Raw genomic sequence first — 13598 nt, forward strand, 5'->3', positions numbered from 1 at the left:
CCGCGTCTGTCATCGCACCGAGCATATAGCGTCGCGACGGCGGCCGCGCCAAAGGAACGGCCGCCGCCGGCCCGCTTATTTAAGGACCTTGTTCAGCGCCTTGCCGTCCACCGTTGCGGCCGGCGTCACGCCGAGCAGGCGCATCACGGTCGGCGCGACGTCGATGTTGCGCACCGCCTCGACCGAGCCCGAACGGATGCCGGGGCCGGCGGCGATGAAGGTCGCGGCCATCTCCGGGAGGTCGGCGTCATGGCCGTGCGCGCCGTAGAAGTTCGGCGTCGAAAGCTCGACCGTCGCCGCGTCCGCCGCCTTGTCGCCCTTGCGCTTGACCGGCGGGGTCTGCTGTCCGTCGAAGTTGTAGCCGACGTCGAGCTGGGCGAAGACGTCGCCGAAGTCCTGGCCGATGTGCTTGTCGACGCAGAAGCCGGGCTCGCCGCAATCGTCCGGACGAACGCGGACGTTCGAGAACAACCGGCCCTTCTTCAGGTCGCCGTTGAAGCGGCCGTTGGGGTCGCGCGCCTTGCGCAGGACGTCGGCCACCTGATCGACCAGAGCGCGGTACTCCTTCTTCGAGACCGTCCCGCCGTTCTCGCGGCCCTTGAGGTTCACGTAGACGTTCGCCGCCGGGCCCGAGGTGCGGATCGCGAGCTTCGAGACGTCGACCTTCGCGTTCCTGAGGATGTTGGTCAGGTTGGCGGCGGTGTGGAACGGCGCGAAGCCGTGGTCGGAGACTAGCAGCACGTTGGTTTCGGGACCCGTCAGATCGAGGATCTTGGCGACCGCCTCGTCGGCGCGCTGGTAGGCGGCCGCGACGTAGTCGGCGTAGCGCTTCACCTTTTCCTGGTCCTGGCCCTTGCCGATCGTGTTCGGATCGCGGGGATCGCTCGCCTGACGCCTGTCGGTGAGCAGGAACTGGTGCTTCGAGCCGTCGGGCTCCTCGAAATAGATCATCGCCAGATCCGCGCCCGGGTTCTTTTTGATGGCGCGGGTCGCGACCTCGCCCTGATAGGCCACGAAGGTGGTGACCTGATCCTGATAGGCGGCCTCGAGTTCGGCGTCGGAGAAGGCGTCGAGGCCGGCGCTGAGGCGTTCGGGGATGCGGAAGTCCGGCTGCGGGGCCCAGAAGCCGACCTTGTGGTTGATGTCGTCGACCGCCGCGAGCGCCGGAGCGTTGCGCGGGATGTAATAGGCCGAGTAGCGGATGAAGCGGACGTTCGCGAGATCGGGCGCGACGGAGGCCGCGAAGAAGGAAAGGCCGGCCTTCGCGCCCGAGCCTTCGAGGTAGAATTTCGCGGAAGCGCCGCCGGCCCTGGCGAAGGCCGAGCCGGTGCTCGGGGCCTTGGCGTCGTCGGAGATCACGCCCGCATTGGCGTCGAAGAACACCAGCGTGTCGTAGTTCGTCACGCCGTCGTCCGTCGAGTCGAGCGCGGCGACGCGGATCCGGTAGCCGACGTCGAGCGCGGGGGTCGACGTGGTGCAGGTCGCAGGCAGCTCGGAGGCGCAGGAGAACGTATCGACGACGTCGGTCGCCAGCACCTTGCTGTAGGAGGTCTTGCCCGCCGCCTTCACGGCCTCGGCGACCTCCTTGTCGGCCGAGAACGCCGCGGCGCCGAGCGAGAAACCGGCGGTCGAGATCCCGGCGAAGGCTCCGAACGGCACCGTGTAGTCGACGACGCGGGTCGGCTCGGCGGCCTGCGCCACCTGTCCGTTGATCGACACCGTCGCGCCGTCGGCGCCCGGCCATGTCGCGGCCACGACGGACTTTCCGGCCTTGCGCAGTTTCACCCAGAGCGGCTCGGCGGTGGGCTCTCCGGCGGGCCCCGTCGGGCTGATCTCGTATCCGCCGATCGGCGCGCCGAAGCCACTGATCGACGTCCCGATGGGAGCCGCGACCGGATGGAAGCTGTTGGCCGGGACGTCGTTGTGGACGGCGGTCGAGCCGGTCGCGATCGCGATGTGCGACACGGCGGTGAGCGAGGGGTTGGCGGTGACGTTGCGCTCGGCCACCGCGCCCGCGGCGACGAGGCGGGCGATGCCGCCGTCGGCCGGCAGGACGCCCGACTTCAGATATTTCTGGATGAAGTCCGGACGCGCGCCGTCGAGCGAGATCAGCACGACCTTCGGGGCTTTGGCGGGTTTCTCCGCCGGTTCGGCGAAGGCCGGACCGGCCAGCACGCCGGCTGCGGCGAGGATCGACAGACGCGTGACGCTTTTCGGTGACCAATTCATGTTCGGGCTCCCCCATCACGGGGCGGGCGTCGCGGCCTCGCCCTCGATGACGAGGGAGTTACCAGCCTTGGGCGAAACGCCTGTGACGCGCCTGGGGGCGAAAAACTGTCAACTGGCTGTCTGCTGACAGGCTTGTGTTCGCTCAACCCCTTCATATCGTTGCAATCGGGAGACCTCAGGCTATCTCGCAACCGCGAAAGGCCGGCCCTCGCGCCGCCCCCATGAGGCGACAACGACGATGCTCGAACTCCTTCAGAGCCCCGAAGCCTGGGCCGCGCTGCTGACGCTCACCGCCATGGAGATCGTCCTTGGCATCGACAACGTCGTGTTCATCTCGGTTCTGGTCGCCAAGCTTCCGCCCGAGCAGGCGGAGAAGGCCCGAAAGCTCGGCCTCGCGCTCGCGCTCGTGTTCCGCATCGCCCTGCTGTTCATGCTCTCCTGGCTGATCGCGCTGAAGGATCCGGTCATCGAGATCTTCGGCAAGGGCCTCTCGTGGCGCGACATCATCCTGATCGCGGGCGGCGGCTTTCTGCTCGTGAAGGCGACGCTCGAGCTTCACAACTCGATCGAGGGCGAGGAGCACGGCCAGGAAGGCGGCGCGGTCCAGAAGGCCTTCATGGTCATCATCGCGCAGATCATCGTCATCGACCTCGTGTTCTCGATCGACTCGATCATCACGGCGATCGGCATGGCCGAGGACATCGAGGTCATGATCGCCGCGGTCGTGATCGCGGTCGCGGTGATGTACGTCTCCTCCGGCCCGATCTCGGCTTTCGTGGCCAAGCATCCGACCACCAAGGTGCTGGCGCTCTCGTTCTTGCTGCTGATCGGCATGGTGCTTGTCGCCGACGGGTTCGGCTTCCATGTCCCGAAGGCCTATATCTACGCCGCGATGGCGTTCTCGCTGATGGTGGAGATCTTCAACGTGATGGCGAAGAGCCGGCAGGCGAAGAAGAAGGGCGCGCTCGGCGTCGAGGGCGTGCCCGCCAAGCCCGCCGAGCGGACCACGCATTGATCGGAGCGTTCAAATGACCGGGGCAGCGAAGGTCCTGGTCGTCACAGGCGCAGGGCGCGGCATCGGAGCCGCGACCGCCAGGCGCGCGGCGGCCGCCGGATGGGACGTGGCGGTGAATTATTCGCGCTCCCGCGCGGCCGCAGACGAGGTGGCGGCGGCCGTTGAGGCGGAGGGCCGCAGGGCCGCCGCCATCAAGGCGGACGCCTCCTCGCCGAAGGATATCGAGGCGATGTTCGAGGCCGCCGAGGCCCTGCTCGGGCCCGTGGGCGGCGTGGTCATCAACGCCGGCGTGACCGGCGATCCGCGCAGCGCGCTCGCCGACGCCGACCCGGACATGATCGCGCGCGTGGTCTCGCTCAACGTCACCGGCGCGCTGCTGGTCGCCCGCGAGGCCGCGCGGCGCATGTCGGTCTCGCGCGGCGGGCATGGCGGCTCGATCGTCGCGCTTTCCTCGGTCGCCGCAATCCTCGGATCGCCCGGCGAATATGTCTGGTACGCGGCGTCGAAAGGCGCGGTCGACAGCATGACCACGGGCCTCGCCCGCGAGCTCGGCCGCGAGGGCGTTCGGGTGAACGCGGTCTCGCCCGGCCTTATCGACACCGAGATCCATGACGGCGAGGAAAACCGCCGCCGCCTCGCCGAGCGGCTGCCGAGCGTGCCCCTGGGCCGCGCGGGAACGGCCGAAGAGGTCGCCGACGCGATCGTGTGGCTACTTTCCGACGAGGCGCGCTATGTGACGGGCGCGAACCTCCGCGTCAGCGGCGGCCGGTGACGATGAACCGACCCGAACGGACGACACGTGATCCCGATCAGATTTCTCGCCGCAGCATCCCTTCTGGCTTCACTGGGCGCGCCGGCGCTCGCGGCTGATCCAGCCGCCCAGGCCTGGGTCGAAAACAAAAGCGAACCAACGCTCTGCGCCGAGTTCGACAACGTCTACTACACCTTCACCAACCCGAAGGTCGGGCGCTTCGCCATCGACGTCACCCCGCCGGTCTACCTGCCTGACATGAAGACCGATTCCACCGGCCCCGACTTCGCCAATTGCGAGGCGATGAAGGACGATCCGAAGCACAAGTTCGAGCCGAAGAAGCTCACCCTCTACGAAGACGACCAGATCCGCATCGTCGGGCACACCTACGCCGAGAGCTGGCGGGCGCGCGGCGCCGAGGTGATCGTCGGCGACATCGACGAGGCCGACCTCCATCTCGTGCAGTGGTTCGAGAAGGTGAACGGCGATTTCCAGGAGTTTCTGGTCGTCTACCCGTTCGACGGCTATTGGCGCGCCAAGCCGATCCCGACCGAAGCCTTCCCGGAAGCCGCCTACGGCACGTCGTTCCTCGTCGGCCCGATCGAGCACCAGCACCGGCCGATCGTCGACATCGCAAAACTCAAGATCGACCCGAAGGCGCGCGCCTTCCGCATGACCTTCGCCAAGGGCGGGGTGGGCGAGCTCAAGATCGTGCGCTCGGACCGGGACAAGATCTCGCTGGAGCTGAAGGTCGACGGGCTGCCCGAGGGCGACGGCCAGCTGCCCTTCGCGGCGATCCGCTCGATGTTCGTGACGCCGACCAACGCCGACACCGCGCGCACCAACTGGAAGACCGACGCCGGCCTGTTCAACGAGCCGGTGATGGACTTCAAGGCCGCGAACGCGACCGAGGTGACGTTCGACCGGATCGAGCTCTCCAAACACAACACGAGCGCGCCGGACGTGACCTTCCGCAGCTTCGGCCCGGGCGACAAGAAGTAGGTTTGCGTCCGCGCCCGTGATGTCGGGCGCGGTTCCGCCCTTTTCTTTGACCTCGCCTCCTCCAGGTCGTGGACGCCCGGACACAAGCCGGGAATGAGCTGCGTCCAGAAGACGGCCGAGACATCACACTCAAGGAGCATCACATGGCGAAGGCGATCCGCGTCGAGGCCCCCGGCGGCCCGGAGGCGATGCGCTTCGAGGAGGTCGAGGTTCCGGCCCCGGCCAAGGGCGAAGTCGCGGTGAAGCACACCGCCGTCGGCGTGAACTTCATCGACGTCTACTACCGCACCGGCGCTTACGTGGCCCCGCAGAAGCCCTTCGGCCTCGGGCTTGAGGCGGCAGGCGTCGTGACGGCGGTGGGCGAGGGCGTCTCCGACCTGAAGGAGGGCGACCGCGTCGCCTACGCAAAGGGGCCGCTCGGCGCTTATTCGACCGAGCGCGTCATCGCCGCGGAGCATCTGGTGAAAATTCCCGCCGGCGTCAGCGACGAGATCGCCGCCGCCTCCATGCTCAAGGGCATGACCGCGCAGTATCTGCTCCGCCGCACCTTCAAGGTCGGGCCGGAGCACGTGATCCTGTTCCATGCGGCGGCCGGCGGCGTCGGCCAGATCGCCTGCCAGTGGGCCGCCCATCTCGGCGCCACGGTGATCGGGACCGCTGGCGGCCCGGAAAAGGTCGCGCTCGCCAAGACCAAGGGCTGCGCGCACGTCATCGACTACAAGACGGAAGACTTCGTCGAGCGCGTGAAGGAGATCACGGGCGGCCAGAAGTGCGACGTCGTCTACGACTCGGTCGGCAAGGACGCGTTTCCAGGCTCGCTCGACTGCATCAAGCCGCGCGGTCTCTGGGCGAGCTTTGGCCAGTCGTCCGGTCCGGTCCCTGAGTTCCCGATCGCACTGCTCGGCAAGATGGGCTCGCTGTTCGCGACACGCGCCAGCCTGTTCAACCACATCGCCACGAGGCCCGAGCTCGAGGCGACCACCGCCGACCTGTTCGACGTCATCGCGAAGGGCGTGGTGACGGTGGACGTCAGCCGCACCTTCGCGCTCGCCGACGTCGCCGAGGCGCACAAGGCGCTCGAAGGCCGCGGCACCACCGGCTCGGTGGTGCTGATCCCGTAAACCGGCGCGCGTCATCCCGGACGGCCGAAAGGCCGATCCGGGATTGTGTTCAGGATCAAGCGCAGGTCCTCCCTGCCCCGCGGCAGCGGGGAGGGGGGCCGAGGCGGAGCCGAGGTCGGGTGGGGACTTGGATCGTAGAGCTCCGTCCGGAAGTCCACCCCTCCCTTACCCTCCCCTGTCCCAGGGGAGGGAGTTCCACAACGTCGTACCCAGTCCCCGCCTGGGATGACGCTTCCCGCGTCGTTTCCTATACTTTCCAAGACCCGCAACGACCGCGAGCCCAGATGCCCGCCTTCCGCACCACCCGCCGCGTGCCGCATTCGCCGGACGAAATGTTCGACCTCGTGGCGGACGTCGAAAAATACCCGCTGTTCCTGCCGCTCTGCGAGGCGCTGAGGGTGAAGGCGCGCGAGGAGCGCGACGCGCGGCCCGTGCTCGTCGCCGACATGACCATCGCCTACAAGATCTTCCGCGAGACCTTCACCAGCCGCGTGACGCTCGACCGCGAGGCCAAGAAGATCCTGGTCGAATATCTCGACGGGCCGTTCAGCCATCTCGAGAACCGCTGGACCTTCAAGCCGCGCGAGGCCGGCGGCTGCGACGTCGAGTTCTTCATCGAATGGGAGCTGAAGAGCCGCTCGCTCGCGATGCTCGTCGGCTCGGTGTTCGAGCGCGTGTTCCGCCGCTACGCCGAGGCCTTCGAGCAGCGCGCCGACCGCGTCTACGGCAGGCCTGCGCTCGCGTGAGGCGGCCCGGCGAGCAGGAGCTGATCGCCCGTTTCTTCCGGCCGCTCGCGACGGCGCCCGGCGCCGCCATGCTCTCCGACGACGCCGCCACGATCCCGCCGGCCGACGGCGCCGAGATGGTCGTGACCGTCGACGCCGTGGTGGCGGGCGTCCACTTCTTCCCCGACGACCCGCCGGACGCGATCGCCCGCAAGGCGCTGCGCGTGAACCTCTCGGACCTCGCCGCCAAGGGCGCGCGGCCGGCCGGCTATCTGGTGACGCTGGCGCTTCCCGACGACTGGGAGGTCGACTGGCTCGAAGGCTTCGTCGAGGGGCTCAGCGCCGACCAGGAGGAGTTTTCGGTCTCGCTGCTCGGCGGCGACACGGTGCGCACCACCGGCCCCCTGATGGTCTCGATCACCGCGCTCGGCCACGCTCAGGAGGGGCGGGTGCCGCGCCGGCACGGCGGCGCGCCGGGCCAACGGCTCTACGTCACCGGCACGATCGGCGACGCGGCGCTCGGCCTCGCGCTGCGGCAGGATCCGCGGCTCGCGCTCAAATGGGACCTGCGCCGGGCCGAACGCGAGTGGCTGCTCGACCGCTATCTGATCCCGGAGCCGCGGCTTGCCCTGTCGAGCGTGGTGGCGGCTTACGCGGCGGCCTCCATGGATCTCTCCGACGGGCTCGTCGGCGACCTCGCCAAGCTCGCCGGGGCCTCGCAATGCGGAGCGCTCGTCGAGGCGGCGCGCATCCCGCTGTCGCCGGCGGCCGGCCGCGCCGCGCTCGTCGACCCGACCACGCTCTCGACCGCGCTCACCGGCGGCGACGACTACGAACTGTTGATCGCGATCGATCCTGACGACGTCGACGCCTTCGAGGCGGAGGCGGCGGACTGTGGGGTGGCGGTCACCGACGTCGGCGCGCTCGTGGAAGGCGAGGGGGTGGAGGTCGAATCGAAGGGACCGCCGCTCGCCCTCGACAGGCCCGGCTACGCCCATTTCTGAGGCGATATTTGTTGCGCAAGGGCGACACGGGCCGGCCATCGGCCGCAAGCCGCGATTGAAAGCCCGCACCCTCAGCCTCATGATGCGCCGCAGCCCGAATCTTGGCCACATTTGACCGGCCCAAGTGAGGCACGCCAATTCCGGAAGACCGGACAACGCCAGATTCTAGGGCCGCCCCCATGCGACGCATCAAGACTGTTCTCGCCGCCGCCGTCATCGGGGCCGGGGCTCTGTCCTCCGCCGCGAACGCCGCCCAGTGCGGCAGCAACGGCGAAGGCTTCAACGAGTGGGTGCAGAGCTTCCAGCAGGAGGCGATCTCGCGCGGGATCTCGCAGCGCGTCGCCACCGCCGCGCTCACGGGCGTGTCCTACGACCGCGGGCTCATCGCCTATGACCGCACCCAGCGGCCCTTCAAGCTGACGCTCGAGCAGTTCATCGCCAAGCGCGCGCCGGCCTCCCTCATCAGCCAGGCGAAGAAGCGCTGGGCGAGCAACCGCGCTTTGTTCGACCGCGTGGAGCAGAAATACGGCGTCGAGGCTCCGGTGATCCTCGCGATCTGGGGCATGGAGACCGCGTTCGGCGCGATCCAGGGCCGCAAGAACGTGTTCAACGGCCTCGCCACGCTCGCTTATGACTGCCGCCGCACCGAGATGTTCCAGGCCGAGCTGCTCGGCGCGATGCAGCTCGTCGACCGCGGCGACCTCACCATGGCGGAGATGCGCGGCGCCGAGCATGGCGAGATCGGGCAGGCGCAGTTCCTGCCGACCTCGTATCTCAAATTCGCGGTCGACGGCGACGGAGACGGCCGCCGCGACATGGTCCGCTCCTCGGCCGACACGGTCGCCTCGATCGCCAACTATCTGCGCGCCCATGGCTGGCGCCGCGGCGCCGGCTTCGACCAGTACGGGCCGCTCTCGGAGTGGAACAAGGCGAGCGTCTACCAGAAGGCGATCGCCTATGCGGCGAACAAGATCGACGAAGGGTCGAGCGCGGCTCGCTGATCGGCCTCTTCGAAGAATAAGTCTGAACGGGCCTCGCTTTCGCGGGGCCCGTTTTCGTTTGCGCCTCCCGCCTCCGCCATTCGTACGAATTGGCCGGAGACGCATCCTATCTCGTTGCGAAGGCGTAACTTCTCTGTCAGCCTCGCGGCCGCAGAACGGGCGGGCCTGACTTCCCCGAAACAAAACAAGATCCGCGGCGTCTTCGCCGAAGGATCGGCCCGCGCCGTCGGTTGGAAACGTGTCGAGGAACCGAACGCGATGGCGCTGACGCTCATCATCATCTTAGGACTATTGTCCGTCGTCTACGGCGTATGGGCGACGAAGTCGCTGCTCGAGGCCGACGCGGGGTCGCCCCGCATGCAGGAGATCGCAGGGGCGATCGCCGAAGGCGCGCAGGCCTATCTCAAGCGCCAATACACCACCATCGCGATTGTCGGCGTCGTCATCTTCATCGCCGTCGCCTTCTTCCTGTCCTTCACCGTCGCGGTCGGCTTCCTGATCGGCGCGGTGCTCTCGGCGGCCGCCGGCTTCATCGGCATGAACGTCTCGGTGCGCGCGAACGTGCGCACGGCGCAGGCGGCCTCGAAGTCGCTCGGCGCGGGTCTCGAGATCGCGTTCAAGTCAGGCGCCGTCACCGGCATGCTCGTCGCCGGCCTCGCGCTGCTCGGCGTCGCGATCTACTACGGCGTCCTCGTCGGGATCATCGGTCACCAGCCGGGCGATCGCATCGTGATCGACGCCCTGGTCGCGCTCGGCTTCGGTGCCTCGCTCATCTCGATCTTCGCGCGTCTTGGCGGCGGCATCTTCACCAAGGGCGCCGACGTCGGCGGCGACCTCGTGGGCAAGGTCGAGGCCGGCATTCCCGAGGACGACCCACGCAACCCCGCGACGATCGCCGACAACGTCGGCGACAATGTCGGCGACTGCGCCGGCATGGCCGCCGACCTCTTCGAGACCTACGCGGTCACCGTCGTCGCCACCATGGTGCTGGCCTCGATCTTCTTCGCCGGCCATGCGGCGCTGCCGAGCCTCATCCTCTATCCGCTCGCGATCTGCGCGATCTGCATCGTGACGTCGATCGCCGGCACCTTCTTCGTGAAGCTGCCCGCCAACAACTCGATCATGGGCGCGCTCTATCGCGGCTTCGGCGTCGCGGCCGCGCTCTCGCTCGTCGGCATCGCGCTCGCGACCGCCGCGACCGTCGGCTTCGGGACCGAATACACCACCACGACCGGGGTCACGTTCGACGGCTGGGATCTCTATCTCTGCGCGGTCGTCGGCCTCGTGATCACGGGCGTGATCATCGTCATCACCGAATATTACACCGGCACCAACTTCCGACCGGTGAAGTCGATCGCGGCGGCCTCCGTCACCGGCCACGGCACGAACGTGATCCAGGGCCTCGCCATCTCGCTCGAAGCCACCGCGCTCCCCGCCCTCGTCATCATCGCGGGCATCATCGTGACCTTCTCGCTCGCGGGCCTCTTCGGCATCGCGATCGCCGTGACCGCGATGCTGGCGCTCGCGGGCTTCGTGGTGGCGCTCGACGCCTTCGGCCCGGTCACCGACAACGCCGGCGGCATCGCGGAGATGTCCGAGCTTCCCCCGGAGGTCCGCACCTCGACCGACGCGCTCGACGCGGTCGGCAACACCACCAAGGCCGTTACCAAGGGCTACGCGATCGGCTCGGCCGGCCTCGGCGCGCTGGTGCTGTTTGCGGCCTACACCTCCGACCTCAACCACTTCATCGCCAACCCTCAGCAGTATCCGTACTTCGCGAATGTGAAGCTCGATTTCTCGCTGACGAACCCCTACGTCGTCGTCGGCCTGCTGTTCGGCGGAATGCTGCCGTTCCTGTTCGGCGCGATGGGCATGACGGCGGTCGGCCGTTGCGCCGGCGCGATCGTCGAGGAGGTCCGCCGCCAGTTCCGCGAAAAGCCCGGCATCATGCAGGGCAAGGACCGGCCGGACTACGGGCGCGCCGTCGACATCCTGACCCGGGCCGCGATCAAGGAGATGATCGTGCCCTCGCTCCTGCCGGTGCTGTCGCCGGTGGTGGCCTACATCGTCGTGCTGCTGGTCGCCGGCAAGAACGAGGCCTTCTCGGCCGTCGGCGCGATGCTGCTCGGCGTGATCGTCACCGGCCTTTTCGTCGCGCTGTCGATGACGTCGGGCGGCGGCGCATGGGACAACGCCAAAAAGTACATCGAGGACGGCCATCACGGCGGCAAGGGCTCGGACGCCCACAAGGCCGCCGTGACGGGCGACACGGTGGGCGATCCGTACAAGGACACGGCCGGACCCGCCGTGAACCCGATGATCAAGATCACCAACATCGTGGCGCTGCTGCTGCTCGCGGTGCTGGCGCATTCGGCCGGCTGACCGGCCGACCACGTTCGGGAACGGGCCGGCCAGTGAGCCGGCCCGTTTCGTTTCAGGAGCGGTTCTTGTCCCGGATTTGATCCGGGACCCAGACGCGCTTCGATGTCAGGAAGAGGCTCCGCAGGCGCGGCAGTGTTCGGGCGCCGCGACGTTTCTTAGCCCCCGGATCAAGTCCGGGGCGACGAAGGAGGCTCGCGCGCTTCGCCGGTCAGGCTTTTTCGACGCCGTGGCGCGCGGCGCGGCGGCGTTCCATGCGCCGCCACCACGACCGGGCCCGGCGCCTGGCGTATTTGGCCGCAAGCCCGAACGAGGCCTTGAGCGCGGGGAAGGGGCTGTTGGGATGGCCCGCGACGCGCCCGCCGGCCGCCCGCCAGGACGTCAGCCCGCCGCGCAGCGCGAGCGCCGACTCAAGACCGAGCTCGCGCGCGCGCTTGGCGGAGGCGAGCGGAGGAAAGTCGGGCCCGCCATAGAAGATGAAGACCTTGCCCGGCTCGAACAGCCGCGCGTGCAACGGGCTCGTCGGCGAGACGATGTTGGCGAACTCGCCGGGCGGGCAGTGCAGCGAGCCTTCGATCCACCCGGTCTGGTCGAGAATCTCCCAGTCGCGCAGGTCGACGAACACCGCCTGCTTGCGCCGCCACATCGTCAGCGCTTCGCGGGCGCCGACGGCGATCGAACGCCGGGGGCGCGGCGCCGCCTTTGCGCGCGACGCCGAGGTCATCGGCGCGAATCGGGGGGAGGCGGTGGTGGACGTCATGCCCACGATCTTTCGATAGATTGAGCCAACCGGCCAACGCACAACTTATGTCTTCGGTTGCTGAGCGTCAGCACAAAAGCGTCATCGGCCCACCGATATATTGTCGATGAGACGAACGCCTGAGAGGCGCACGGCGGCGAGAAGGCGGCCCCGCCGGCTCGCCGGCGCCGGCGCCGGCAACGGGGCGAGCGTCTCCTCGTCGCGCAGCTCCAGATAATCGATCGTCATGCCCTCGGCCTCGATCGCCGCGCGCGCGTCGGCGAGCGCAGTCTCGACCGCCGCTCCGTCCGCGATCGCGGCCGAGGCGGCGCGCATCGCCCGGTGGATGGCCGGCGCCTTGGCGCGGGCGTCGGCGTCCAGATAGACGTTGCGCGACGACATCGCGAGGCCGTCGGCCTCGCGCACCGTCGGCACGCCGCGGATCTCGGTCGCGATGCAGAGGTCGCGCGCCAGACGCCGCACGACGGCGAGCTGCTGGAAATCCTTCTCGCCGAAGCAGGCGACGTCGGCGCCGGCCTGGATCAGCAACTTGGTCACGACGGTCGCGACCCCGCCGAAGAAATGCGGCCGCGCGACGCTCTCGAGGCCTTCGGACGGGCCGCCGACGGCGACGGTGGTCGCGGCGCCTGCGGGATACATCTGCGCTGCGTCCGGCGCGAAGACGAGGTCGGCTGGGCCGCCGGCGAGCGCGGCGAGGTCCTTGTCGAGATCGCGCGGATAGGTCGCGAGGTCCTCGTGCGGCGCGAACTGAGTCGGATTGACGAAGATCGTGACCACCACGCGCGCGGCTTCGGCCGCCGCCGCGGTCACAAGCGCGAGATGACCAGCATGCAGCGCGCCCATGGTGGGGACCAGCGCCACGCGCTCTCCAGCGGCCCGCCATCCGGCGACGCGCGCCCGCAACTCCGTGACGGTCGAGACGACTTCCGGCTTCATGGTGTCCTTCCGCCGTGTCCTTGCCCGCCGCCTTGCGTCGGTCTGCGGCGCGACAAGCCATGCGCGCTTCGCCGTGGTCAAGCCCCGGCTCGCCGTGCCAGTTTGCACGCGGCCGGCGCGTCGGCGGCGTAGAGGATTGGAATGATCTGGATCGTGTTCGGCGCGATGGCGGTGGCGACGTTTCTCGCCGTCAGCCAGATCCTGGTCGAGGCCGATCCCGAGCGGGCCCGCAAGCAGATCCGCACAGCCTCGGTGCTCACCTGGGTCGCGGGCCTTGCGCTCTGCCTGTTCGGAAAGGCGCTGTTCGGGCTGCCGCTGATGGCCCTCGGGGCGCTCGGGGCGTTTTTCGTCCCCAAGCGCCGGAGCCGGTCACGCGTCTCCGAAGGTCAGCGTCGCGGCGGGCCGGCCGGACGGCGACCGGACTTCCAGGCTCACGCGGACCCGGGGGCCGGAGAGGTCGGGCCCGACATGCGATCGGGCGTAGTGACCGAGCAGCAGGCGTATCAGATCCTTGGCCTGCAGCCTGGAGCGACCTCGGAAGAGATCGCTCGTGCGCATCGGGCGCTGATGAAGAAACTCCATCCCGACCAAGGGGGGTCGACGGAGCTCGCGGCGCGGGTCAACGCCGCCAAGGACGTTCTCGCGAAGCGGCGCCATGGCTGATCGCGCCTCCTA

Annotated in this window: 12 protein-coding genes; 9 read left to right on the top strand and 3 right to left on the bottom strand. The window is 68.7% G+C overall.

The window, feature by feature from the left end; all coding sequences use genetic code 11:
• Positions 1-75: 75 nt before the first annotated feature.
• The gene (locus tag ACFOWB_RS12155; protein WP_378147525.1) at positions 76-2229 is read right to left on the bottom strand and encodes an alkaline phosphatase family protein; all 2154 of its coding nucleotides are present in this window, start codon (positions 2227-2229) and stop codon (positions 76-78) included.
• A gap of 238 nt (positions 2230-2467) precedes the next feature.
• Between ACFOWB_RS12155 and ACFOWB_RS12160 the strand changes: the two genes are divergently transcribed.
• The 8 genes from ACFOWB_RS12160 to ACFOWB_RS12195 all read left to right on the top strand — a co-directional run bounded on the left by ACFOWB_RS12160 (position 2468) and on the right by ACFOWB_RS12195 (position 11230).
• Positions 2468-3244, top strand: a complete 777-nt coding sequence (locus ACFOWB_RS12160; protein WP_261402492.1) for a TerC family protein — start codon at positions 2468-2470, stop codon at positions 3242-3244.
• 13 nt (positions 3245-3257) lie between these two features.
• Entirely contained in the window at positions 3258-4016 is a 759-nt protein-coding gene (locus ACFOWB_RS12165; protein ID WP_261402493.1) for an SDR family oxidoreductase, read from the top strand.
• A gap of 27 nt (positions 4017-4043) precedes the next feature.
• Positions 4044-4997, top strand: coding sequence for a hypothetical protein (locus ACFOWB_RS12170; protein ID WP_378147528.1), 954 nt, complete (start codon positions 4044-4046; stop codon positions 4995-4997).
• 143 nt (positions 4998-5140) lie between these two features.
• Positions 5141-6118 (top strand): quinone oxidoreductase family protein, encoded by a 978-nt coding sequence (locus ACFOWB_RS12175; protein WP_261402496.1) that lies wholly within the window; start codon positions 5141-5143, stop codon positions 6116-6118.
• A gap of 284 nt (positions 6119-6402) precedes the next feature.
• Positions 6403-6864, top strand: coding sequence for a type II toxin-antitoxin system RatA family toxin (locus ACFOWB_RS12180; protein WP_378147530.1), 462 nt, complete (start codon positions 6403-6405; stop codon positions 6862-6864).
• Complete coding sequence (thiL, locus tag ACFOWB_RS12185) at positions 6861-7847, top strand: thiamine-phosphate kinase (RefSeq protein WP_378147532.1); 987 nt, start codon at positions 6861-6863, stop codon at positions 7845-7847. Before ACFOWB_RS12180 ends, thiL begins: the two co-directional genes overlap by 4 nt.
• A gap of 179 nt (positions 7848-8026) precedes the next feature.
• Entirely contained in the window at positions 8027-8848 is an 822-nt protein-coding gene (locus ACFOWB_RS12190; protein WP_378147534.1) for a lytic murein transglycosylase, read from the top strand.
• A 258-nt stretch (positions 8849-9106) separates the two neighbouring features.
• Positions 9107-11230 carry a sodium-translocating pyrophosphatase gene (locus ACFOWB_RS12195; RefSeq protein WP_378147537.1) on the top strand — a complete coding sequence of 708 codons (2124 nt, stop codon included), beginning with the start codon at positions 9107-9109 and terminating at the stop codon, positions 11228-11230.
• Positions 11231-11438: 208 nt separating this feature from the next.
• On the opposite strand, the gene ACFOWB_RS12200 is transcribed toward ACFOWB_RS12195, so the two are convergent.
• Together ACFOWB_RS12200 and panC are read right to left on the bottom strand one after the other, a co-directional pair.
• Positions 11439-11987, bottom strand: a complete 549-nt coding sequence (locus tag ACFOWB_RS12200; protein ID WP_378147539.1) for a rhodanese-like domain-containing protein — start codon at positions 11985-11987, stop codon at positions 11439-11441.
• A gap of 81 nt (positions 11988-12068) precedes the next feature.
• The gene (panC, locus tag ACFOWB_RS12205; RefSeq protein ID WP_378147541.1) at positions 12069-12923 is read right to left on the bottom strand and encodes a pantoate--beta-alanine ligase; all 855 of its coding nucleotides are present in this window, start codon (positions 12921-12923) and stop codon (positions 12069-12071) included.
• A 141-nt stretch (positions 12924-13064) separates the two neighbouring features.
• Between panC and ACFOWB_RS12210 the strand changes: the two genes are divergently transcribed.
• Positions 13065-13586 carry a DnaJ domain-containing protein gene (locus ACFOWB_RS12210; RefSeq protein WP_378147544.1) on the top strand — a complete coding sequence of 174 codons (522 nt, stop codon included), beginning with the start codon at positions 13065-13067 and terminating at the stop codon, positions 13584-13586.
• Positions 13587-13598: the final 12 nt, after the last annotated feature.

The sequence above is a fragment of the Chenggangzhangella methanolivorans genome (assembly GCF_042648545.1).
Lineage (GTDB): Bacteria > Pseudomonadota > Alphaproteobacteria > Rhizobiales > Methylopilaceae > Methylopila > Methylopila methanolivorans.